The organism is Ruegeria sp. YTSA226 (assembly GCF_059609905.1).
Genome location: NZ_JBXWMQ010000006.1, coordinates 82698 through 105875, shown reverse-complemented (window position 1 = coordinate 105875; position 23178 = coordinate 82698). Strand labels below are relative to the sequence as shown.

General features: G+C 58.4%; 25 protein-coding genes. 7 read left to right on the top strand and 18 right to left on the bottom strand.

What is annotated here, in order from left to right; all coding sequences use genetic code 11:
• Position 1: 1 nt before the first annotated feature.
• From AC2FFF_RS10985 to AC2FFF_RS10955, 7 genes are read right to left on the bottom strand one after another with little or no spacing between them, the layout of a single operon-like run.
• On the bottom strand, positions 2-892 hold the full coding sequence (locus AC2FFF_RS10985) for a homocysteine S-methyltransferase family protein (RefSeq protein WP_281995411.1): 891 nt from the start codon (positions 890-892) through the stop codon (positions 2-4).
• A gap of 12 nt (positions 893-904) precedes the next feature.
• Positions 905-1957: an alcohol dehydrogenase family protein gene (locus tag AC2FFF_RS10980; protein ID WP_425471984.1), complete on the bottom strand. Its 1053-nt coding sequence runs from the start codon at positions 1955-1957 to the stop codon at positions 905-907.
• A gap of 2 nt (positions 1958-1959) precedes the next feature.
• A complete protein-coding gene (locus AC2FFF_RS10975) occupies positions 1960-2436 on the bottom strand; it encodes a cupin domain-containing protein (RefSeq protein ID WP_281973075.1) in 477 nt (158 codons plus the stop codon).
• Positions 2437-2455: 19 nt separating this feature from the next.
• The gene (locus tag AC2FFF_RS10970; protein WP_142637053.1) at positions 2456-4906 is read right to left on the bottom strand and encodes a GcvT family protein; all 2451 of its coding nucleotides are present in this window, start codon (positions 4904-4906) and stop codon (positions 2456-2458) included.
• Positions 4907-4921: 15 nt separating this feature from the next.
• Complete coding sequence (locus tag AC2FFF_RS10965) at positions 4922-5302, bottom strand: GFA family protein (RefSeq protein ID WP_142637055.1); 381 nt, start codon at positions 5300-5302, stop codon at positions 4922-4924.
• Between the two features lie 5 nt (positions 5303-5307).
• Complete coding sequence (locus AC2FFF_RS10960; RefSeq protein WP_281973074.1) at positions 5308-5931, bottom strand: LysE family translocator; 624 nt, start codon at positions 5929-5931, stop codon at positions 5308-5310.
• Positions 5931-6500 (bottom strand): helix-turn-helix domain-containing protein, encoded by a 570-nt coding sequence (locus tag AC2FFF_RS10955; RefSeq protein ID WP_281973073.1) that lies wholly within the window; start codon positions 6498-6500, stop codon positions 5931-5933. The genes AC2FFF_RS10960 and AC2FFF_RS10955 overlap by 1 nt, the downstream gene beginning before the upstream one ends.
• Positions 6501-6617: 117 nt before the next feature.
• Between AC2FFF_RS10955 and AC2FFF_RS10950 the strand changes: the two genes are divergently transcribed.
• A complete protein-coding gene (locus AC2FFF_RS10950; RefSeq protein WP_142637060.1) occupies positions 6618-6887 on the top strand; it encodes a DUF1294 domain-containing protein in 270 nt (89 codons plus the stop codon).
• A gap of 39 nt (positions 6888-6926) precedes the next feature.
• Here the strand turns inward: AC2FFF_RS10950 and AC2FFF_RS10945 are convergent, their stop codons facing one another.
• The 3 genes from AC2FFF_RS10945 to AC2FFF_RS10935 all read right to left on the bottom strand — a co-directional run bounded on the left by AC2FFF_RS10945 (position 6927) and on the right by AC2FFF_RS10935 (position 9222).
• On the bottom strand, positions 6927-7451 hold the full coding sequence (locus tag AC2FFF_RS10945; protein WP_281973071.1) for a GNAT family N-acetyltransferase: 525 nt from the start codon (positions 7449-7451) through the stop codon (positions 6927-6929).
• A gap of 57 nt (positions 7452-7508) precedes the next feature.
• On the bottom strand, positions 7509-7976 hold the full coding sequence (locus AC2FFF_RS10940) for a GAF domain-containing protein (RefSeq protein WP_281973070.1): 468 nt from the start codon (positions 7974-7976) through the stop codon (positions 7509-7511).
• Between the two features lie 73 nt (positions 7977-8049).
• A complete protein-coding gene (locus AC2FFF_RS10935; RefSeq protein ID WP_281973069.1) occupies positions 8050-9222 on the bottom strand; it encodes a thiolase family protein in 1173 nt (390 codons plus the stop codon).
• Between the two features lie 100 nt (positions 9223-9322).
• Here AC2FFF_RS10935 and AC2FFF_RS10930 point away from each other — a divergent pair, with 100 nt between their 5' ends.
• The 3 genes from AC2FFF_RS10930 (at position 9323) to AC2FFF_RS10920 (ending at position 11924) form a co-directional block, all read left to right on the top strand.
• The gene (locus AC2FFF_RS10930) at positions 9323-9661 is read left to right on the top strand and encodes an STAS domain-containing protein (RefSeq protein ID WP_496882939.1); all 339 of its coding nucleotides are present in this window, start codon (positions 9323-9325) and stop codon (positions 9659-9661) included.
• A gap of 32 nt (positions 9662-9693) precedes the next feature.
• Positions 9694-10134, top strand: a complete 441-nt coding sequence (locus AC2FFF_RS10925) for an ATP-binding protein (RefSeq protein WP_142637069.1) — start codon at positions 9694-9696, stop codon at positions 10132-10134.
• A gap of 212 nt (positions 10135-10346) precedes the next feature.
• Entirely contained in the window at positions 10347-11924 is a 1578-nt protein-coding gene (locus AC2FFF_RS10920) for a gamma-glutamyltransferase family protein (protein WP_496882938.1), read from the top strand.
• Between the two features lie 34 nt (positions 11925-11958).
• Here AC2FFF_RS10920 and hspQ read toward each other — a convergent pair whose 3' ends face one another.
• Positions 11959-12285 (bottom strand): heat shock protein HspQ, encoded by a 327-nt coding sequence (hspQ, locus tag AC2FFF_RS10915; RefSeq protein ID WP_142637073.1) that lies wholly within the window; start codon positions 12283-12285, stop codon positions 11959-11961.
• A gap of 80 nt (positions 12286-12365) precedes the next feature.
• On the opposite strand from hspQ, the gene AC2FFF_RS10910 reads away from it, so the two are divergent.
• Together AC2FFF_RS10910 and AC2FFF_RS10905 are read left to right on the top strand one after the other, a co-directional pair.
• Positions 12366-13247: an AEC family transporter gene (locus tag AC2FFF_RS10910; protein ID WP_281973067.1), complete on the top strand. Its 882-nt coding sequence runs from the start codon at positions 12366-12368 to the stop codon at positions 13245-13247.
• Between the two features lie 60 nt (positions 13248-13307).
• Entirely contained in the window at positions 13308-13889 is a 582-nt protein-coding gene (locus AC2FFF_RS10905) for a transglycosylase SLT domain-containing protein (protein WP_142637077.1), read from the top strand.
• A 12-nt stretch (positions 13890-13901) separates the two neighbouring features.
• On the opposite strand, the gene AC2FFF_RS10900 is transcribed toward AC2FFF_RS10905, so the two are convergent.
• The 4 genes from AC2FFF_RS10900 to AC2FFF_RS10885 all read right to left on the bottom strand — a co-directional run bounded on the left by AC2FFF_RS10900 (position 13902) and on the right by AC2FFF_RS10885 (position 20058).
• The gene (locus AC2FFF_RS10900) at positions 13902-14498 is read right to left on the bottom strand and encodes a LolA family protein (protein WP_142637078.1); all 597 of its coding nucleotides are present in this window, start codon (positions 14496-14498) and stop codon (positions 13902-13904) included.
• Positions 14499-14537: 39 nt separating this feature from the next.
• Complete coding sequence (locus tag AC2FFF_RS10895; protein ID WP_281973066.1) at positions 14538-17426, bottom strand: DNA translocase FtsK; 2889 nt, start codon at positions 17424-17426, stop codon at positions 14538-14540.
• Between the two features lie 14 nt (positions 17427-17440).
• Positions 17441-18622 carry an aminotransferase class I/II-fold pyridoxal phosphate-dependent enzyme gene (locus tag AC2FFF_RS10890; RefSeq protein WP_281973065.1) on the bottom strand — a complete coding sequence of 394 codons (1182 nt, stop codon included), beginning with the start codon at positions 18620-18622 and terminating at the stop codon, positions 17441-17443.
• Between the two features lie 107 nt (positions 18623-18729).
• Positions 18730-20058, bottom strand: a complete 1329-nt coding sequence (locus AC2FFF_RS10885; protein ID WP_281973117.1) for an amidase — start codon at positions 20056-20058, stop codon at positions 18730-18732.
• A gap of 89 nt (positions 20059-20147) precedes the next feature.
• Here AC2FFF_RS10885 and AC2FFF_RS10880 point away from each other — a divergent pair, with 89 nt between their 5' ends.
• Positions 20148-21374 carry an FAD-dependent monooxygenase gene (locus AC2FFF_RS10880; protein ID WP_142637272.1) on the top strand — a complete coding sequence of 409 codons (1227 nt, stop codon included), beginning with the start codon at positions 20148-20150 and terminating at the stop codon, positions 21372-21374.
• Here the strand turns inward: AC2FFF_RS10880 and AC2FFF_RS10875 are convergent.
• From AC2FFF_RS10875 to trxA, 3 genes are read right to left on the bottom strand one after another with little or no spacing between them, the layout of a single operon-like run.
• Positions 21371-21556, bottom strand: coding sequence for a Trm112 family protein (locus AC2FFF_RS10875; protein WP_142637084.1), 186 nt, complete (start codon positions 21554-21556; stop codon positions 21371-21373). The two genes, AC2FFF_RS10880 and AC2FFF_RS10875, sit on opposite strands and share 4 nt — an antisense overlap.
• A complete protein-coding gene (locus AC2FFF_RS10870; protein WP_142637086.1) occupies positions 21553-22194 on the bottom strand; it encodes an LON peptidase substrate-binding domain-containing protein in 642 nt (213 codons plus the stop codon). The genes AC2FFF_RS10875 and AC2FFF_RS10870 overlap by 4 nt, the downstream gene beginning before the upstream one ends.
• A 27-nt stretch (positions 22195-22221) precedes the next feature.
• On the bottom strand, positions 22222-23136 hold the full coding sequence (gene trxA / locus AC2FFF_RS10865) for a thioredoxin (protein WP_142637088.1): 915 nt from the start codon (positions 23134-23136) through the stop codon (positions 22222-22224).
• Between the last annotated feature and the right edge of the window lie 42 nt (positions 23137-23178).

Below are 23178 nucleotides of genomic sequence, written 5' to 3'. Positions count from 1 at the left end.
TTCAGACGATGCTGTGGCCAGCAGCGCACAGCCGATCTGCCAGTCGCTGAATGTGATCGGGACCGACTTCGCAGCATCCGCCGATGATAGTTGCACCCTGCGCCACCCACCCCATCGCCTGATCAGCATATTCATCCGGCCCAAGGTCGTGGCGCTGTTGCAGCGCATCGACGGTTGGGGCGTCTTGTAGAAATTCCTGGGTAATCCCGGTGAAGCCATTGGCATATGCCCCAAACGGACGCCCGAAGGTGGCGATAATATTCAGCGCAGCGGGCACCGCCTCGGGGCGCGAGCAGTTGATCAGCACGGCCTCAGGCGTAAAGCGATCAACCAAAGATGCTATTCCCGACAATGGCTCACCCGACCGAAGCCGCGTCCCATCATCATCCATCACGGACAGCGCCAGCCAGACCGGCTTGTCTGCCTGTTCCGTTCCACGCAACGCGCCTTCGGCCTCTTGCACCGACGACACGGTTTCGATCAGGAACAGATCAACGCGATCTGCCATCATCGCCACCAGTTCGGTGAATTTCTCTGCCGCCTCTTCGACCTCTGGATTCAGGTCCGGCCGGTAAGAGGCGAGAAGCGGACCCAAAGCCCCAGCGATGCGCCTACCCGCCGGGCGCGCACGCTCGGCCTGCGACAGGGCCGCCTCGATCAGATCTGGCAGCTGATCACCCAAGCCGACACGGTCCAGACGCGACCGGTGAACAGCATAGGTATTTGTCGTGGCCACAGTCGCACCGCGTGAGAAATAATCCGCATGCACATCCCCGACCAACTTGGGATGGTCCATCATCACCCGGGTCGACCACAAAGGCGTCGGCGCATCGCCGCTGCGTTTGACCAGTTCCTGTCCAATAGACCCATCCAGAAGGGTTATATCTGCCATCAATGAACCTCCTCAGGGAACCAGAACCAGTTTTCCCGGAAACGTTTTTGACTGAAAGTCCTCTTGCGCCGTCGCAATGTCTTTCAGCGGATAGGTTTTTGAAATCAGGGGCTTGATCCGCCCCGCATTCATCAGTTCGACCAGGCGACCGAAGACTTCGAACGGCTGATGGGTGCTGCCGTGAATGGTAATGTCGCGCAGATAGATATCCCGCAGATCGGCTTGAACAATCGGGCCAGCAATCGCACCCGCAACGGCATAGAGACCGCCCGGTTTCAGCGCCAGGATCAGGTCAGCCCATGCAGGTCCGCCCACCACGTCAATGACCACGTCGAACATGTCGGTGGGCAGCGACGCATCCCGGTTGAACGTGGCGGTCGCGCCCTGGCTTTTCACCGCTTCGGCCTTGGCCGCACCGGTCACGCCCCAAACCGAGGCACCGCGCAGCGCCGCCAGTTGCACAGCGGCAAGGCCGACGCCACCGGATGCGCCGGTGATCAGCACCTTTTGCCCGGCAGTCACACCGGATCGGGTCAGCATAGCCTCGGCGGTTCCAAAGGCGCAGGGGATGGCAGCGATTTCATTGTCGGACAGGGGTGAGGCGCTGACATCATAAAGGTCATCGGCCTGCACCAAACAATATTGCGCAAAGGCGCCGTCAATCTCGGACCCAAGCACGATGAAGCCTGTCGGGTTGCCCGGTCGCGGACGTGGCAGGTTGATCGGACAGGTCACGCGCTGGCCCGGGGTGAACCCGGTCTCGGGCCCCGCGATTTCGACGATGCCGCACAGGTCACCGCCCTGAATGCGCGGGAAGTTCAACGCGCCGCCCCAGCCTCCGGCTTCGACCTCTTGATCCACGGCATCTGTGGCGCCGGTCACGTCCGAGGAATACCAGCCGATACGGGTGTTGATATCGGTGTTGTTCACCCCGGCTGCGGCCACACGGACCAGAACCTGCCCCGGCGCAGGGGTTGGGACGGGTATATCGTCACGCCATTCCAGCGCCTCGGGCCCGCCGTGACAGGTCAGGAATACACCGGACATCGTTTTAGGCAGTGTCATGATCAGACCTCGTCATCGGGATGAGGCGGCACAGAGCCCATCGGGACAATGTCATACCGCGCGTTCAATTCGGCCATTTTCACCTCATCGGCGAAGTCCGCCTCGGTCATCTTGGCCAGCTCAGCAAGGAAGCCGTCAAAACCGGCAGGCTGGAAAATCATCAGCATCTTGGCAGGTGCTTTACCAGCAACGCGGCAGGCATGCGGCATACCGGGCGGCACATGCATCGTGCTGCCCGGCCCACAGCGATGCCAGTCGCCATCAACGTAGAAGTCCACTTCGCCTTCCAGAAAATAGAAGCTTTCGGCATGGGTTTCATGGCGATGAAGGCCAAGCGCAAAGCTGGCCTTCAGATTGTCTTCCATGAGCGTATAGGCGCCATCAGTATCCCGGGTCGAAACCTTCACAAATGTGTGGTCATTTTCCCAGTCATAATTGAGGCCCTCTCCGGGCCCCAGTTTTGAATAACGCGTGCTCATGCAGGTCTCCTTCGGGCGATCAGGCGCGCAGCCGCTCGTTTTCTGGATCCCAGAGCGGTTTATCGTCCTGTACCACGGCGCGCCGCTTTTCACCGAAGATTTCGATTTCAAGCTCGGTACCTGCCACCGCCAATTCGGGACGGATCATGCCCAGCGCAATGGATTGGCCAACGCGATACCCCCAAGCGCCCGAGGTGGTTTCGCCAACGATCTCGCCGTTGTGCCAGATACAGGACATGTAGGGTGCATCCGCGTCACCTGCCTCGACCAACATAGTGGCAAACGCCTTTTTCACGCCCTGCTGCTTTTCGTTCAGGATCGCGGCCTTGCCGGGGAAGTCCTGCGGTTTGTCAAGTTTGACGAACCGTTCCAACCCGCCTTCCAACAGAGAGTAATCAGTGGACAGATCGCCTTTCCAAGCCCGATAACCCTTTTCGATGCGCAGAGAGTTCAGGGCGTACATCCCGAACGGTTTGGCACCAGCGTCAAGGATCGCGCCATAGATCGCGGGCATATGGTCGTTCAGCGCGTGAACCTCCCAGCCAAGTTCTCCTGCAAACGAGACGCGGATCAGGAATGCGGGCTGACCTGCAACCGTGGCCGATTGATGGGTCAGCCAGCCACTGGACAGGTCCGCATCGCTCAGCCCCGCCAGAATGTCGCGCGATTTTGGACCTGTCACGATCAGCGTGTCACGAGTGGTGGTGACATCCTCGACGGTGACGCCAGTGGGCATTGCCTCGGTCAGGATATCGCGGTCATGCCATTGCGCTGTAGCGGCCGTGATCATGACGAACTCGTCATCGCCGAGGCGGATACAGGACATTTCGGTCAGGATCCGGCCGCGACCATCTGAGATATAGACCAGGTTGATGCGACCCACCTTGGGCAAACCGCCGGTAACCAGCGACCGCAGCGCCTCGGCGGCACCCTCACCTTTTACGATGAAACGCGAAAATCCGGGCAAGTCCAATACGCCGCAATGATCACGGACAGCCTCACACTCTTCCTTGATCCGCTTCTCCCATGGCCCCGAACGGCCCCAGGTATGAGTCGCTTCTTCAGAGGTATCGTCGCCCGGTTGCGCAAACCAGTTGGCGCGTTCCCAGCCGTTATAGGGCCCCATCACGCCGCCCAATTCCTTGACCTTGGTGTGGACAGGCGACAGCTTTTTGTCGCGCGCGGCGGGCCATTCATGGTGCGGGAAATGCATGGCGTATTCGTTGCCATAGACCTCAAGCCCCTTCTGGTTGCAGTAATCCTGATCGGTGTAATCGGTGTAACGGCGCGGATCGACGGCCCACATATCCCACTCAGTTGCGCCATCGACGATCCATTCGGCCAGCACCTTGCCGGCACCACCGCCCTGCGCGATGCCGAAGGTAAAGGTATGCGCCTCAAACGCGTTGGTCACGCCCGGCATCGGGCCAACCAGCGGCAGCCCGTCCGGCGCGTAGGGGATGGGTCCGTTGATCACCCGGCCCACGCCCGAGGTCCCCATCAGCGGCACCCGCTCCATCGCGTCGGTGACGATGTCTTCGATCCGGTCCAGATCATCATTCCATAGCTGGAAACTGAAATCCTCGGGCATCGGATCATCCTCGGTCATCCAGTGGCCCTTGCAGTTGGGCTCATAGGGGCCGAGGTTGAATCCGTTCTTCTCCTGCCGAAGGTAATAGGAGATATCCACGTCGCGCAGAAGCGGCAGCTTTTTACCGCCATTGGCCTTGGACCATTCCTCGATCTCGGGCACTTCGTCGGTCAGCAGGTACTGGTGGCTCATCACCATGGCCGGAACGGTGCGACCGCCGAAGGGCTTGAACCATTCACCCACACGCTGGGCGTAATACCCGGCGGCATTGACCACGTGGTCCGCTTCGATATCGCCCTTGTCAGTATGCACGATCCAGGTCTTGTCTTCCTTCTGGGTCACACCCGTGGCCGGGCAGAAACGCAGGATCTTCGCCCCCATGTCGCGCGCACCCTTGGCCAGTGCCTGGGTCAACTGCGCCGGGTCGATGTCGCCATCGGTCGGGTCGAACAGAACACCCTCAAGGTCATGAGTTTCCAGGAACGGGTAATGCTCTTTGGCCTGTTCGGGTGTCCACATCTCCATCTCGATGCCCTGATAACGGCCCATCGCCATTGCCCGCTCGAACTCCTGCACCCGCTCTTTCGAATGGGCCAACCGGATTGAGCCGGACTGGTGATAGTTCATCGGATAGTCGACCTCTTCACCCAGCCGCGCATAAAGCTCGGTCGAATAGCGCTGCATGTTCATGATCGCCCAAGAGGTCGAAAAGGTCGGCACGTTGCCAGCTGCATGCCAGGTCGACCCGGCGGTCAGCTCGTTTTTCTCCAGCAGAACACAATCGGTCCAGCCCTTTTTGGCCAGATGATACAGAGACGATGTCCCCACCACTCCGCCACCGATAATAACCACGCGGGCTTTTGTCGGAAAATCACTCATGTCTTTCAGTCCCTGTTACTGTGCCTCTTGAGGCAGATCGTCCGTGATGTCGTAGTAATCGCCTTTGTCAGCCACAAATATATGGCGGGCGAGGGTCAGTCCGGTGGGTGCATCCAGCGCCCCCATAGCAATGGCAATCCGATCTTCGTCCTTATGCTGCCAGAACAGGTAAGAGCCGCAGGCGTTGCAAAATCCCCGTCGGGCGATGTCGGAAGCACGAAACCAGCTCAGCGTATCGCTGGCGGTGAAGGTGATGTCGTCTTGATGGGCCGAGGTCGAGGCCCAGACATGACCCGACTGTTTGCGGCATTGACCGCAATGGCAGGCCGAGGCGGCAGGAAGATCGCCTTCGATCTTGAACGCAACCGAGCCGCACAGACAGGAACCTGTATGCATTTCGCTTATCCCCTTGCTGCTGGCGCGCTGGTGGTGCCCAGCAACACGCCATAAATGATGAAACAGGTGGCCATGACCCGGCGCACCCAGATGTTGAACACGGCCCCCAGCGCGGCCCGCCCCATAAGCGCACCTAGAAGAGTGAACCCGATGTAGCTGAGCGTTGTGATGATCAGCGCCGTTGGCATGATGACCAACATTTGCTCCCAGATCGGCACATCCGGCTGTACGAATTGCGAGAATGCAGCAAGATAACCCGCGACGCTTTTGGGGTTGATTGTCGCGACGGCCAGCGCGTGCAGATAGACATGCCGTGCAGGGCGTTCGGAAATAGGGGCGGGATTTGCTGCAGCCTTCCAGCCTCGGACACCCAGCCAGATCAGAAACCCTGCGCCCACCAGCTTGGCGATGAAGAATCCGGTGGGTGAGGCCGCGATCAAGGCCGTCACCCCAAGCGCCGACAAAACCAAAAAGGCGCTGGCTTGGGTCAGGATCGCCAAGACACCCAGCATCGCTTTTGCGAAGGGCAGGCTCATCCCGTTCGAGATACAGTTCACCGCGTTAGGCCCCGGTGTGGTTACAAACACCACCCAGAACAGCGCGAATATGGTCCAGGCCTCGAAACTCATCAGTACACCGGAGGTGCGATGACCCAGATGACCACAGCAGGCTCATCATGAGGGTTCGCCCAAATATAGGGTTCGTTCTTGATCCGAAAACTGTCACCGGGCCCAACCGAAAAGCTTTGCGCGCCGATGGTCAGATTCAACTGACCGGAAATCACATAGCCAACCTCTTGCGTGGGGCGGTCCGCCGGGTTCTGCATCTTGGAATGCGGCTTAAAGGTGGAATGCACCATCTCAAAATCGTCAGTCAGATCGGGTGACAGCAATTCCTCGATCAGACCTTCTTCGCCCGACCCCATCGGGCGGCGCGACCCGGCGCGCACGACATAGCCTTGTTCATTGGCGGGGGCGGCAGAATGGGCGAACAGCATGGACATCGGCACACCCAGACATTCCGCGATCTGACGCAGGTCTGAAATTGACGGTTCGGACTTGTCGCGTTCAACCTGGCTGAGCCATCCGACCGACCGGTTCAACCGCTCTGCGATCTCGGTCAGCGTCAACCCACGCGCCTTACGCAATGCGCGAATGTCGGCTCCGAGCGTTGCACTGTGGGGGGCTTGGCTGTTCACCGAACTCTCCGATATCTGGTGAAATTTTCCTCGTGTTTTTCACGATGCCGCGAATCGGTGAAAATTCCAAGCATTTTTTCACTTGGGAAAATCGACGCATTTAGCTATCCGTCAGCTATGTGGATTGCGGTTATATACCTGTGGGTCATCAACGGCCTGACTTTGCTGGCCTTTGGTTGGGACAAGCTGCGCGCCAGACGCAGAAAAAGCCGGGTTCCGGAACGCAGGCTATTGTGGCTGGCGGCACTGGGCGGCAGTCCCGGTGCGCTGGTCGGGCGTTGGATTTTCAATCACAAGTCCCGAAAAGGCCGGTTTTCCCTGTCGCTGTTTGCGATCTTTGCGACTCAGGTCGGGCTGGCATATTTCCTAATCACAGACATTCTGTAGTTGGCTTGATCCGCAAGCCACGTAAGATCCCGATGGGATCTAGGAAATGTCGCAGACATACATATCGGTATCGTCGGTGGAGTGAGCTGAGGATCGCGTGAACCCCGATTTCTGTAGCACACGGGCAGAGGCGGGATTGCTGTGCTCGACCCCGGCCAAAAACCGAATGGCGCGGCTCGTGCCGCAGGCCGCGATAAAGCCGGACACAAGTTCGGTTGCATAGCCACAGCCCCAGGCTCGTTCGGCAAACAGATATCCAAGGTGAATGGCTGGTGCGGCCTGATCTTCGGGTTCTGAGGCCAGTATCAGCAGTCCGATCAGCTGATTATTTTGCCTTAGCCGAACAAGAAGAACATCGCTTTCGGTCTTGCGTGCCGCGATCCAGTCGGTCATCCCGCTGGGCGTTTCTTCGACCTGCATCGAAGGCGGCAGGGGCTCAAGAACCGCTGGTGTCAGGACGGTTGCCAACTCGGCCGTCAACGCTGAAAGGCGACCAGCTTCAGAGACTTCCACTTGCCAGTGGCACACGCCAAGCCGCTCTGTGGTGAATTGGTCCGGGATCATGCCTTGGCCAGTCGCAATTAGTGTCCATTCCAGTCTAACAGACGGGCCGATTTTGCGTCAGGCCCCTCTTAACTCGCCCGAGAACGCCTTTGACAATATGGCAGACAGCTTTTCTGCGTCCTCATCCGTGAACGCATCCGGCTGGTCACTGTCGATGTCAAAAACCGCGATGACCTCGCCCGAGGCATTGCGCACCGGAAGCACCAGTTCGGACTGCGTAGACAAGGCGCAGGCGATGTGACCTGGAAACGCATGCACATCCGCCACCAACTGTACCTTTCCGGTCCGCGCCGCGGCACCACAGACACCGCGCCCGAAGGGAATAACCAGACACCCGTGACCACCCTGATAGGGGCCGATTTTCAAAATGCCCGGATCTGTTACGCGATAGAACCCCGTCCAGTCAAACCGATCATCGGCGTGATGAACTTCACAGGCGATTGTCGCCATCAGAGCAACTTGATCTGTCTCGCCTGCGGTTAGGGCGACGATTGTCTTGGTCAGCGTATCGTAGTCAACGGTCATGGGGGGCGGGTCCGGTCAGTGATCTTGTAAACAGGTTCTACAGCACCGGACCTATGGTGGAATCGGCCCCGCGTCAAACACGCTCAATCGCGATTGCAGTGCCCTCTCCACCACCGATGCAGATCGCCGCCACGCCGCGTTTCAGATCCCGCTTTTCCAACGCGTTCAGCAGGGTGACCATGATACGCGCTCCCGAAGCGCCAATAGGATGACCCAGGGCGCATGCACCACCATTCACATTTACCTTGTCACGCGTCAGACCCATCTCATGCATGAATGCCATCGGCACCACGGCAAAGGCTTCGTTTACCTCCCACAGATCCACATCATCATTGGACCAGCCGATTTTGGCCAAAAGCTTTTGCGCAGCGGGAACTGGCGCAGTCGTGAACAATCCCGGAGCCTGCGCATGGCTGGAATGACCCAGAATGCGCGCCCGAACCGAGAGGCCTTGCGCTTCGGCGGCTTCAGCTGACGCCAGAACCAGAGCTGCCGCCCCATCAGAGATCGACGACGCGTTGGCCGCCGTCACCGTTCCACCCTTGCGAAAAGCCGGTTTCAGCGAAGGTATCTTTTCCGGGCGGGCGGTTTTCGGCTGCTCGTCCGCGGACTGCGTGACCTCGCCTTTCCTTGTACGGACGGTTACCGGAGTGATTTCACCGTCGAACGCGCCGCTGTCCTGCGCGGCCAGCGCGTTGGATAGGGACTGCAGGGCGTATTCGTCCTGCGCTTCGCGGGTGAACTGGAACGCCTCGGCACAGTCTTCGGCGAAAGTGCCCATCAGACGACCTTTGTCGTAGGCGTCCTCTAGCCCGTCCAGAAACATGTGGTCGACGACCTGAGCGTGCCCCAAGCGCGCACCCTCACGCATTTTGGGCAACAGGTAGGGCGCGTTCGTCATACTCTCCATCCCGCCCGCGATCATTGTGTTGGCATGGCCCAATGCGATCTGATCGAAGGCCATCATCGCAGCCTTCATCCCTGATCCGCACATCTTGTTGAGCGTCGTGGCCGGGACCTCTTGGCCCAAACCGGCTGCAAACCCAGCCTGACGTGCAGGGGCCTGACCCTGACCGGCTGGCAGAACGCAGCCCATCAGCACTTCGTCAACCGTTTCAGCACCGGCACCCTGCAGCGCGGCCCGGATCGCGGCTCCACCCAGATCGGCGGCAGAAACACCATCGAACATTCCTTGAAATCCACCCATCGGGGTACGTGCTGCTCCGGCGATTACAACTTGCTTCATCTGGGCGCTCCTAAATTCTTGTCATTCAATGGATACCGAATGGTAAGAATTCCCGTCTAGCGTATTTCTACGAGCGATTTCAGTTAAAGGACCGTCACGTATGGGCCTGTCCAGTACTACGACCAACAATATTCAAATAATTACTGTACAATCCAACCGGATTGATGCCGCAATGGCCATTCAGTTCAAAGAAAACATGCGCACGGAAACCGAAGGTGGGGCTGTGCGTGTGGTTCTGGATCTCAGCGGTGTCGAATTCATCGACTCCAGTGGTTTGGGTGCCATTGTCGCCGCCATGAAACAACTCGGGGCTGAACGGCGCCTGGATCTGGCAGGTCTTCAGCCCTTTGTGGAAAAGGTGTTCCGTCTTACGCGCATGGACACGGTGTTCAAGCTTTACCCAACGATGGATGACGCACTGTCCGGTGCGTCGGATTGAACACAAGGAGAAACTGAACAGGCGTAAGGCTAATGTGTAACGGCATCAGTTTCGATTTGAGCTTCGCTGCGACCGAGGTCGAGGCAAGCTCTGGCATTGCCAAGTTGAGCCAGGCACTGTCGTCTAAAGGGCTGCCTGCACACAAAGCGGCTGATGTCAGAATTGCCCTGGCCGAAGCCATTAACAATGTCGTTGAACACGCCTATGCCGGAACCACGCCCGCCAGCGTCAAGGTACACTGCCGCCTGCATCAGAGCTGGTTGGAAATCCTCATCTCGGATACCGGCAATCCCCTTCCCGGCTTTCGCGTACCAGAAGGTGCACCTGCACCTCTGGGGGAAAGACGTGAAGACCTGCCCGAGGGGGGATTTGGATGGTTTCTGATCCACCAACTGACCAGTGAAATCCGCTATGACCGTAGCGAAGGCTGCAACCGGTTGTCACTGCGATTCAGTTTTCTCGACGCGGATTAGGGCCATAAAACGTCACAATAAGGCCCTTTTCGAACCATTGTAGCGCCGCAAACAAAGATCAAAGTCTTAACTGTAGCTCAGATAGCTTCCCTCGGCATCGTATGTCACAGCCCCCACCCAGTGAACGATGCCGAGGAACTTCCCCTTTGATTTGACTGGACAATACCCGGACGCGCGATACCTTCTGCGCGATCACACGGGAAGGCAGCGCAATGCGGGATTTTCAGGCACCAGGCAGATCCGAAGTTTTTTCGACCGAAGGGATGTGCGCCACATCTCACCCGCTGGCAGCCCAAGCAGCCCTTGGCATTCTACAGCAAGGTGGCAACGCGATGGACGCAGCCATCGCCGGGGCAGTGCTTTTGGGATTTTGCGAACCACAAATGACCGGCCTGGGCGGAGATTGCTTTGTTCTGTACAACCGCGCCGGAGAAGATGAGGTTCGGGCCCTCAACGGCTCTGGCCGGGCACCGGCAGCAGCCAACGCTGGCAGCTTGCGCGATAAGGGACTGACTGCAGTTCCGCTCAATACACCGGATGCGGTCACCATTCCCGGCGCGGTCGAGGCGTTCTGCCAGCTGGCCGAAACCGAGGGCAAACTAGGGCTGGGCGCCATCCTGCAACCCGCCATCCGCTATGCAGACCAGGGCGTGCCGGTCGCCCCACGTGTGGCTTTTGATTGGGGCCCGGGTGCTAACACGTTGCAAGGGGCAGCCAGGAACCACTATCTGCTGAAAGGAGACGTTCCAAAGACCGGAGACATGTTCCGGTCCGCCGGGCAGGCAGAAGTGCTGCGCAGAATCGCCAAATACGGACGAAAGGCGTTTTACGCGGGCGAGGTCGCCGAAGATATTATCTCGACCCTGACGGCCATGGGCGGGGTACACACAGCAGAAGATCTGGACGCGACCGCTGCCACACCTACAGTTCCGGTCGCAGGGCACTATCGTGGCTTGGACCTGCTGGAACATCCGCCCAATGGCCAAGGTGCAACCGCCCTTTTGCTGCTGAATATCCTCAAGAACTTTGACCTCGGATCCATGGATCCGCTATCCGTAGAGCGTCTGCATATCGAGGCCGAAGCCTCAAAACTCGCCTACGATGCCCGCAACAGGTTCATCGCCGATCCGGATCATACGACACACGCAGACAGGTTTTGGGACCAGACAACAGCCGATCGACTGGCAGAGCTTATCAATCCAAACCATGCCATGCCCGCTGCTGCCCCACTGACCGAAGCCATTCACAAGGACACGGTTTATATCACGGTGGTCGACAGGGACAGGATGGCGGTATCGCTGATCTATTCGATCTTTCATAGCTTTGGATCGGGTATCGCCTCTGAGAAATTCGGCATTCTGCTGCAAAACCGCGGGTCTGGATTTACGTTGCAATCAGGCCATCCGAACGAGTTTGGCGGCGGCAAACGCCCGATGCACACGATCATTCCCGGCATGTTGAAACAGAAAGGCAAAATCCTGATGCCCTTCGGCGTGATGGGTGGTGCCTTTCAGCCCACAGGACATGCAAAGCTGGTCTCGCTGCTAACTGACGATGAGTTTGCGCTGCAGCAGGCCATAGACGCACCGCGGGCCTTTGCAGACGGACCTGTCTTGAAACTGGAACGCGGAATTTCGCGGAAGGTCGCGCAACAATTATCTGAAATCGGCCACAAAGTTCTGATTTCGGAAACACCTCTTGGCGGGGCTCAAGCGATCCGAATCCAGAAGAGCGGCGTTTTGCAAGGCGCAAGCGATCCGCGAAAAGATGGGTGCGCGCTTGGTTATTGACAGTATGGGCCCGGTTTCACCCGCGCTTCCATTTTTAGTTCAAATGGAAATGCAACGGATATGCGCCGTTTTCAAACGGACCAAACATATCGGGGATATCCGGATGCTCGACCGGTTCTCCGGACTGGTCGGCAATCAGATTTTGTTCAGAAACATAAGCAACATAGAAGGATTGGTCATTTTCCGCCAACAGATGATAAAACGGCTGATCCTTGATCGGCCTGCTGTCTTCGGGAATGGCCTGATACCATTCTTCGGTATTTGAAAACTCTGGGTCCACGTCAAAAATCACCCCTCGGAAGGGATGTTTTTTGTGGCGGACGACTTGGCCCAGCCGGTACTTTGCTTGTGTCTTTAGCATCACGTTTGCCCCCAAAGGTCTTACTACCCGTTTCCTCATAGGAATGCCAATCATTGATCTAAAATAATGGGAAACAGTCTGTGAACCTCTTACTGACAGTACTCGAAATCGTGGCCCCGGTCTTCCTCTTGGCGGGGATCGGGTTTGCCTGGGTCAAACTTGGCTTTGAATACAGGCTGCAATTTGTGACCCGCCTTGCGGTGACGCTCGCCGTGCCCAGCCTGATTTTCGTGGCCCTGATGCAAACCCAGATCCCGCCCGGAGAGCTGACCCGGTTCACTTTGGCCGCCATCATAGGCCATGTCGGGCTGGCGGTCGCATTTGGCGTATTTGTCCGGGCCAGCAAGCTGGAAAGGCGCACCTATCTGGCGCCGCTGATATTCGGCAACACGGGGAATCTGGGCCTGCCTCTGGCCATTTTCGCATTTGGGCAGGCAGGCTTGGGTTTCGCGGTGATATTTCTGGCCGTTACCGCCCTGTTTTCCTTTACTTACGGGATCTACCTGGTGGCGGGAAAAGGCGCTTTCGGCAAGGTAGCACGTGAACCCATGGTTTGGGCTACTCTGCTGGGGGCGCTGTTTCTGTGGCAGGGCTGGCAAACACCTGTCTTCGTGACCAATACGCTGGACCTGCTGGGACAGATGGCGATTCCGATGATGCTGATCACGCTTGGTGTTGCGATTGCGCGGCTGACCACCAGAAAGCTAGGGCAAGCGGTCTGGCTATCGGCGTTGAAACTGGTCGTGTGTTTTGCCCTGGCATGGGCAATCGCAAAAGGGTTTGATCTGGATAAAGTCGCGTTCGGCGTTCTGGTGGTGCAGATGTGTACGCCGGTTGCAGTAACCTCATACCTGCTGGCCGAACGGTTCGAGGCGGATTCTGACGCGGTTGCGGGGCTGGTTATGGTCTCAACCCTGATGTCCGTCGGCGCTTTGCCTATAATTCTAGCTATTGTTCTGTAGCGATTGTGATTTCCTAATCGCTCAATCTGCGCTAGAATGAAGAAAAAAGGCACGAGGCACATGAGCAGAATTCTTATCGTACTCTTCGGGGTGCTGCTTTTGGCATCCTGCGGGGGTGGTTCCAAACAACCGCCCAGCAAGCTGAATGATGCATGCAGCATTGCACGTGAACGGCCGGAATACATCAAGGCGTTCAAAAGCACCGAACGGAAATGGGGCATCCCCGTTCACGTTCAGATGGCGACGATCTATCAGGAAAGCCGCTATAAACACGATGCGCGCACACCGCATCAATATGTTCTGGGTGTGATCCCGATGGGCCGCCAGAGCAGCGCCTATGGCTTCAGCCAGGCGCTGGACGGGACATGGGATGAGTATCAGCGCGAAACCGGCAAACGCCGGGCCAAGCGGGACCGTATCCGCGACGCTTCGGATTTCATCGGCTGGTACATGAACAAAAGCTATGAGCGGAATGGCATCCAGCCAAGCGACACGCGCAATCAGTATCTGGCCTATCATGAAGGCCATACCGGTTATGCCCGCGGCAGCCATTACAGCAAGACGTGGTTGCTGAACGTGGCCAATGATGTGGATGCGCGCGCCCGGATGTACCAGGCGCAACTGTCAGGCTGTCGTTACTGAACAAACAGCGGGTCAGCGATTGCCTGACCCGCTTCTGTTCTTGTTCGAAAACAAGCTGCTGCTTAGATTTTTTTCGGTATCAAGCTGTCCCAGCAGAACCGTTGTCTGTCCGCCTGCATTATCGTGGATCACCCATTTTCGCAGCTCAACCGGATCGCCAGTGAACATCAGCTCAATTCGACCGGAGTCAGGGTTTTTCGGGTCCTGTGCTGTCACGACAGTGGCCGTTCCGTCAAAGTCATGCCCAACCACCATATTAGCCTGACCCAGATCGACATTCCGTGCCAGAACCAGAGACAGAGGTGTTCGCTTTAACGGATACTGCTCGGGCGGTTGATTGGATTTCGGATCGAAAATCTGAACGGTGCCAGCGCGTGCCAACACAACGGCGCTGTCTGGCGGGTCATATTCGAACCGCATCTTTCCAGGTCGCGCGATCCACAGCTTTCCTGTGCTCAGTGAGCCATCATCATTGACCTGTGTAAATGTCGTCTCGACAGTTTTCAGACCATTCAGGTAATTCGATATCTGCGACAGCGGCAACTTGTCCGCAGCCCAGGCGGCGGGTGTGGCCAGTGTCAGTGCAAGGGCAAAAGCAATCTGTTTCATAAGACCCAGATAAGCACTCTGCCCTTGTTATTAAATATCCTATTGCTCTGGCACCAGGATTTCGCGTTTTCCGACGTGATTTGCCGATGAAACAATGCCTTCGTCCTCCATCTGCTCAACCAGACGCGCAGCTTTGTTATAGCCAATGGCAAGTTTCCGCTGGATATACGAGGTCGAGCATTTGCGATCCTTGATCACAATCGCCACGGCCTGATCGTAAAGGGCGTCTTCGCCATTGGTGTTGCCCCCGGTGTTCAAACCCAGAACAGCGTCGATATTATCAGCCTTTTCCTCGGTCGGTCCATCGACCACACCGCTCATATAATCCGGCGGGCCGAATTGCTTCAGATGGTTGACGATTTCCTCGACCTCTTCATCCGAGACAAACGGACCGTGGCAACGTGTGATCTTCGCACCACCCGCCATATACAGCATGTCACCCTGCCCCAGCAGTTGTTCGGCGCCCATTTCACCAAGAATGGTGCGGCTATCGATCTTTGACGTCACCTGGAAGGAAATCCGGGTCGGAAAGTTCGCCTTGATCGTGCCGGTAATCACATCGACCGAGGGGCGCTGCGTGGCCATGATCAGGTGGATACCCGAGGCCCGCGCCATCTGCGCCAGACGTTGGATGCAGGCCTCGATCTCTTTGCCCGCGACCATCATCAGGTCGGCCATCTCGTCGACAATAACAACGATATAGGGCATCGACTCGGGTGCGAATTCCTCGGTCTCGAACATCGGTTCACCCGTTTCGTCGTCAAAACCGGTCTGGACCGTGCGGCTGAACATTTCGCCCTTGGACAGCGCGTCTTTCACCCGGCCATTATAGCCCGCGATGTTACGCACGCCCATCTTGGACATCTTGCGATAGCGATCCTCCATCTCTCCCACGACCCATTTCAAGGCGACAACCGCCTTCTTCGGGTCTGTCACGACCGGAGAAAGCAGATGCGGGATGCCGTCATAGACCGACAATTCCAGCATCTTGGGGTCGATCATGATCAGGCGGCATTCATCCGGCGTCAGCTTATACAGCAACGACAGGATCATCGTGTTGATCGCCACCGATTTACCGGAACCGGTGGTCCCCGCGATCAGCAGGTGGGGCATCTTGGCCAGATTGGCCACAACGGATTCACCGCCAATATCCTTGCCCAGCGCCAAAGGCAGCGCCTGATTGCCGTCTCCGAAGTCACGGCTCGAAAGGATTTCGCGCAGTACCACCATTTCACGGTTTTCATTGGGCAGTTCGATCCCGATGACCGAGCGGCCCGGCAGGGTCGAAACCCGCGCCGAGAGGGCCGACATCGAGCGGGCAATGTCATCCGACAGACCAATAACACGGCTGGCTTTCAAACCCGGAGCCGGCTCAAGTTCGTACATGGTGACAACCGGACCGGGGCGGACGCTGACGATCTCACCTTTGACGCCATAGTCATCCAGCACATTTTCCAACATCCGCGCATTCTCTTCCAGGGCCTCATCGCTCAGGTGATGGCGCTGAATGCTGGAGGGGTTGGACAGCAGGCCCAGCGGAGGCAGTTCGAAATCGGAGTGCTTTTCTTCGAACGACAACGCGGGCTGGGCCTCGGCCTGGGCCCGGCGCGAGGGTGGCGGGGTGCGGCGCACGGGTTGAGCAACCACCGGCTTGCGCGGCTCGGCCACGGGGATTTTCATCGCCGGGCGGGCTTGCGGCATCTCATCGACGTCATCCTCGAAAACGGCCTCGTCATCGAAATCCGGCTCGGGCGCAAAATCCTGATGCAACGGTTCCTGCCATTCTGTTTCAGGCTTCGCTGACAGCATCGGTTCGGGCGGCAGCCCGGTTGATGTCACTGGCGGCTCGGGCGGCAGATCGTCCGCCGGCCCTGCGTTCAGGATCAACGGGTCGGGTCCACGGCCCCGCCCTTTGGTCAGCGGCAGGTCGGGATCGGGCTCAGGAGCCATCTCTCCGACTGCAACCTTACGATTGCGCACGGCGGCAGAAATCTTTGAACGGATACGGTCCTCACCCGGCATTTCCTCATAACCCGCGACAGGTTCACGGTCGATCAACTCGGGTTCGGGCATGGGGTCCGGGCGGCGGATCAGATCAGGAATGCGCGACAGAAGGCCGGTCTTTACCGGTTCGGGCGCTTCCAGAAGTGGCTCGTCGAAAACAGGGTCCGCAAACGCAATCTCGTCGTCGAACACGGCCCCTTCGGCGCGGGCCGTCTTGCGTTCGTCCCATTGGGCACGACGTTCGCGCGCAGCCTCCGCTGTTGCGGCAGCCCCACGGCCCAGCAGATTCATCAATATGTCATAGGACATGACCAGCCCCAGCAGGAAGGCGCGGAACCCCTTGCGCACGTCATCCTTGGTGAAACCAAGAACAAACACGCCCAGCGTCAGCATCCCAATAGCCATCGCCAGAGACATCAGCTTGACAATAAAATGCGAGGATATGGGCAACAAGGTCAGGAAGGCACCCATGACCGTATCCCCAAACAATCCACCCAGACCAAAACTATGCGTTACGCGCCAAGCCTCACCCGGCACTAATGTCGCCGCATAGACCGAGACAATGGCGATCCAGATCGGTGCAAATATCAGGCGGGCGACGGCACGATCTTCACCGAAATGCCCGGCAAAACGCACACCCCAGCCGATCAAGACCAACGCGATGCTCCAACTGCCCCAACCGACAATCATGAACAATGGCGCCGCGATCGAGGCACCAACACGCCCCATCCAGTTCTGCACTGGTGCATCGGTCGACACCATCCAGTTCGGGTCATCCGGTGTGTAGGACCAGATCATCGCCGCCGAAGCCAACCCAAGTAGGATCAGGGCAATGCCGATCAACTCTTTGCTGCGCCTCTCGATGGCGGCCTGAGTCGTGCTGTCCAGCAATGGATCGCGGTTGCGCGCGTTATATGATGCCATTTTGCCCTCGTACCTCACGAATAGATGCAGTCGCGGAGCGTGATCAGCCCCTGCCGCATCTCTGTTTTTGGGGCCACCATCGCGACCCGGATAAATTGCTCGCCCGGGTTTTGCCCCGGATCACCTTGAGAAAGATATGCGCCCGGCAGCACCCGAACTCCGGTCTGCTGCCACAGTTTCAATGCGGTTTCCTCGCCATTTTCAACCGGCAGCCACAGAAAGAACCCGGCTTCGGGCGGCATGTAGCCCTGGATACCTGCAAACACCTCGTCTGCGATGGCGTATTTTTCCTGATAGAGCGCGCGATTCTCGTCCACATGCGCCTCATCGGCCCACAGCCGTGCGGCGGCGGCCTGCAATGGCAGCGGCAATGGCGCGCCCGCATAATTGCGTAACTGCTTGACCCGCTTGATCGTTTCCGGCCCGCCTGCAATCAGACCTGACCGCAGCCCGGCCACATTCGACCGCTTTGACAGCGAGTTGAACAGCGTGACCCGTTCGGGATCAGCGCCCAGTTCCTTTGCGACCGTCAAAACACCCGTTGGCGCTGTGTCGCGGTAAATCTCGGAATAGCATTCATCGGCGAAGATGCGGAAATCATATGTCTCGGCCAGCCGGATCAGCTCGGCCCAATATTCGCGCGTGGCCACTGCGCCCTGCGGGTTGGCGGGGGAGCAGATATAGGCGGCGACGGTGCGGTTCAGCACATCCGCGGGCAAACCGGCATAGTCAGGCAGATGATCTGTGGCGGCCGTGGCAGGGACAAAAACCGGCTCGGCCCCGACCGAAATCGAAGCAACCATGTAGACCTGATAGAACGGGTTCGGGCACAAAATAACCGGCTTTTGCCCGTTTTTCTGCTCGGGGCACAGCGCCATTGCGGCGTTATACAGCCCTTCGCGCGTCCCGTTCAGGGCCATAACCTGCGTGTCCGGGTCCATCGTTACGCCATAGCGGCGTGCAATCCAGTCGGTAATCGCGCCGCGCAGCTCGGCCGAACCCTCATTCGGCGGATATCCCTGAAAACCGGCAGCATTTTCCGCAATCACGTCGCTGACCCAGGCCGGAAAAGCGTGCATCGGCGCGCCAATGGTCATGTGAATCACTTCACCGCCCGGTTGGTGATGATCCAACAGGGTGCGCAGGCGCGGGAATGCGTATTCCGGAAGGTTCGAAAACCGCTCGGGGAAATTCATAACTACTGCCTCAATATCGGGATCATTTCGCCCCGTTTTCAAGCAGGTTACAGGCCGGGCGGGGCTTCGTCCAGACAAAGCGGTGCCGAATCAGGGGATTGTGGCATTCAGGCCAATGCGGCCTCGGCCGCGGAACCAAGCCGCAAAAGCGCCTCTTCGGACCCCGGATAACCCATCATCATCAGCCCGCAGCCCGGTTTTCCGGTCGGTAAGGTCAGCGCTGCCAGCCCCATGAGGTTGCCGATCCGGGTGTTCCGCAAAGCCAGCAGGTTTTCGGTGACGTAATAGTCATGATCGCTCATCAGCCGTTCAAGATTGGGCGGCAGGATCGGTGCAGTTGGGGCCAAAACGGCGTCAAACCCGGCAGTGGCCACGTCCCATGCACCGCGACACGCCTTCAGCCTTGACCAGGCTGCAACATAATCGGGGCCCGAAGCATTTCGTCCAGCACGGAACCGTTCGAGTATTTCGGGATACATCACATCTGGGTTGGCCTCGATCACATCGCGCCACAGGCCATAGGCTTCGGTGGTGTAAAGAACCCCCGACAGCCCCATCGCGTCGGTCAGTTCAGGGACCTCAAGAGGCAGGATATCTGCACCGGCCTCACGCAACCGATCCAGGGCATCCTCGTAAGCGACACGCGGCTCTGCGCGCAAATCATCCTTGGCGACAGTCTGTAAATCCGCAAAACGACGCCCCTCTAGATTGGCTCCGCGCAAATCAGCGGGCGTACCGCCCTCCAGCATGGCCAGCATATGGGTCGCATCCTCGACCGAGCGGGCCAGCGGCCCAACGGTATCAAACCGCAGGCACAACGGGACTGTACCCTCCAGGCTGACCCGCCCGGCAGTGGTTTTCAGCCCGACCAGATTGTTCCAGGCTGACGGTATCCGCACTGACCCACCGGTATCCGAGCCGATCGCGCAAGCTGCCAACCCCCAAGCCACGGAAGCCGCAGCCCCCGAGGATGAACCGCCGGGAACCGCATCCTCATCATCGATGCAGGGCGGTGTTCCGGTGATCGGGTTCAGGCCCAGACCCGAGAAAGCCAGCTCGCTCATATGGGTTTTGCCAAGACATACAGCGCCCATGGCACTGGCATTTCGCAGCACGACTGCATCAGTTTTGGGAACCCGGTCTTTCAGCAGTGCCGTTCCTGCCTCGGTGGCAGTCCCGGCAGTATCGAACAGGTCTTTCCAACTGATCGGCACCCCATCCAACAATGATCGGCGCAATCCCAGCTTGGCCCGCTCCTGCGCCGCCTCAGCCTCGGCTCGGGCGCGCGTTTCGGTCACGCGGGCATAGATTCGGTCGCGATGCGGGTGGGCTGCTATCGCAGTCAGAAAGGTCTCTGTCAGTTCAACCGGGTCAATCTGGCCCATGCCAATGCCCCGACCCAGATCACAAGCCGTCATCGACAACCAATCCTGCATCACTGCCCCCTTCAATTTCTGCATTCCCAGCGACGGTAGCGACAGGACCGCACATGGACAATCCCGAATGGGCGCGCATAGTGCGCAGCATGGAACAGAGCTCGGATATCCTGATCGTCGGCGGCGGCCTGAATGGCCCCGCTTTGGCTTTGGCACTGGCACAAACAGGGCACAGAGTTACCGTCATTGACGCGCTGGCCGAAAAGGTTCGCAAAAATGCGGCTTTTGACGGCAGAGCCTATGCGTTGGCCCTGGCCTCGCAGCGCCTGCTAGAGGCGATTGGGGTTTGGTCACGGGTTGCCAAACACGCCCAGCCAATGCTCGAAATCAAGGTCACCGATGGCCATGCAGGCGCTGGCCCGTCGCCGTTTTTCATGCATTTCGACCATGCCGAGATCGAAGAAGGTCCGATGGGCTTTATGGTCGAAGACCGCCACCTGCGCCGTGCCTTTCTGGACGCGATGGCCGCGGAAAAGGCCATTACCCAGATCAGCGGCAAGACGGTAGTGTCACAGCAGACCTCGGGAACAGGCGTCAGCCTGACATTGGATGATGGCGCGGTCGTCAAGGGTGCGCTGCTGATCGGATGCGATGGGCGTCGCAGCGGCACAGCGGAACGTGCCGGGATCAAACGCACAGGATGGGATTACGGGCAGACCGCGCTGGTCTGCGCCATCGAACATGACTTGCCGCATCACGGCATCGCGCATCAGTTCTTCATGCCACCCGGCCCTTTGGCCATTCTGCCTCTGACCGGCAATCGCAGCTCTATCGTCTGGAGCGAGCGAACAGAAATGGCCAAGCGCATCAACGCCCTGCCCGAGGAGGACTATCTGCAGGTCCTGCGCCCCAGATTCGGCGATTTCCTGGGCGAAATCCGTCTGGCCGGAGATCGGTTTACCTATCCGCTGAACCTGACCATCGCCAACTCTTTCATCGGAGAACGGATGGCACTGGTCGGAGACGCAGCCCATGGAATGCACCCGATTGCAGGCCAGGGCCTGAATGCGGGCCTGCGCGACGTGGGCGCTCTGGCCGAGGTGCTGACCCTGGCCGGACGGCGCGGGGAAGATATTAGTTCGCCACTGGTTTTGGAGCGTTTTCAGGAATGGCGACGGTTTGATACCGCGTCTTTGGCGATGGCGACGGATGTGTTCAACAAGCTGTTTTCCAACGACAATCCTCTACTACGGATCGGACGGGATATCGGGATGGGCGTCGTCGGGTCACTACCCGGCCTGCGTCGCGGTTTCGTGCGCGAGGCCGCCGGCCTTACCGGGGACCTGCCAAAACTACTGCAGGGTCGGGCGATCTAGTCCAGCTCGCGCGCCTCATCCACCAACATGACAGGAATGCCATTGCGGATCGGAAAGGCCAAACCCGCCGCTTTTGACACCAGTTCCTGCTTTTCAGCGTCATAATGCAGCGTTGTATGCGTCTTCGGACAAATTAGCGCCTCAAGCATGTGGCGGTCAAAAGCGTGTTCAACGGTGGTCATTGTAGTGTTTCCTCATTCGCTCCGCCGCGCATGGCGAATTCAATCAGTGTCACCAAAGTCTCGCGCCGGGTGCGCAAACAGGGAGCCTCTAGCAAGGCTTGTTTTTCTTCCGGATCAAAATCCAGCAACATCGACAGCGAATTCACAAGCAGTTCATCATTCGCGTCTTTCAACATATCCCAATCAGCCGACAACTTTCGCGACGAAAAGAACTTTTCCAACAGCTTCAAAAGCCCCACCCGATCAAACCCCTCGTCGTGCTCGACCTTGCCAAGATCACGGTCAAACCCGCGCCAGGTCACGTTACAACGGCGGTATGGGGTAAAAGCATCCAACTCGGCCTGAATACGGAACCGGGAGATGCCAGTCAGAGTGATCAGATAGCGGCCGTCTTCAGTTTCGGAAAACTGCGTCACCCGCCCCGCGCAGCCAATTTGGTGCAGCTTGTTTTCGTTGCTTTGACAGGGATTCGGTTGAACCAACCCGATCAACCGTTCCTGGGTCTTCAAAGCGTCGTCCAGCATCTGCAGATAGCGCGGCTCAAATATATGCAGCGGCAAGCGCGATCGGGGCAGCAACAGCGCCCCGGGCAAAGGGAAAACGGATACCGTTTCCGGCAGATCAGCGGGATGCATCATGTACCCGAGTGTAGCCCTGATCCAGAATTAGGCAAATATCATCGAGCTGAGCTTGCGCCGCCCGTTCAGAACAATCGGATCATTGGGTTTGAGCGCATCAAATATCGTGAACAGCTGAGACTTGGCCGCGCCTTCGTTCCATTCACGGTCACGGCGGAACATTTCCAGCAGCTGCGCCACCGCCTCTTCAACCTCGCCATTGGCATGCAGGGCCTGCGCCAGATCGAACCGTGCCTGATGATTGTCAGGATCGGCCTCAACCGCTGCGGTCAATTCGGCCACCGGGCCGGCATCTGCCGCTTGCTTGGCCAGTTCCAACTGTGCGTTTGCCGCTTCAAGCTCTGGCGATGTGGAAATCTCCGCCGGGGCACCGTTCAAAATTGCCTCGGCCTGCTCCAAATCGCCAGTGGCGATATGCGCGCGTACCAGCCCACCATAAGCGGTGGCGTGGTTCGGATCCTCACCCAGAATGGCAGCAAAGGTCTGAGCGGCATCCGCTGCGGCACCTTCGGTCAGCATTTCCTCGGCAGCCTCGACAGCATCGTCCAGTTGACCACCCGGGCTTTCGCCACCTGTCGCCTCGATCACGCGATCTACAAATGCTTTGATCTCGGATCCGGGCACTGCGCCCTGAAATCCGTCGATCGGTTGGCCTTTGTGAAAGGCATACACGGTCGGGATAGACTGAACGCGCATCTGTGAGGCGATCATCTGCGCCTCGTCCACGTTGATCTTGACCATCTTGACCGCACCCTTGGCGGCGGTCACAGCCTCTTCCAACAGCGGGCCCAACGTTTTGCATGGGCCGCACCACGGCGCCCAGAAATCAACGATGACCGGCACGTCCTGCGAGGCTTCGACCACATCCGCCATAAAAGTGGCTTCGGTCCCGTCCTTGATCAGATCGGTGGCGGGGATGTCTGCGCCGTTCAGAAGGTCCATGGCTGTCACTCTTTCGATTAAACTTGCGCTCTATATGCAGTC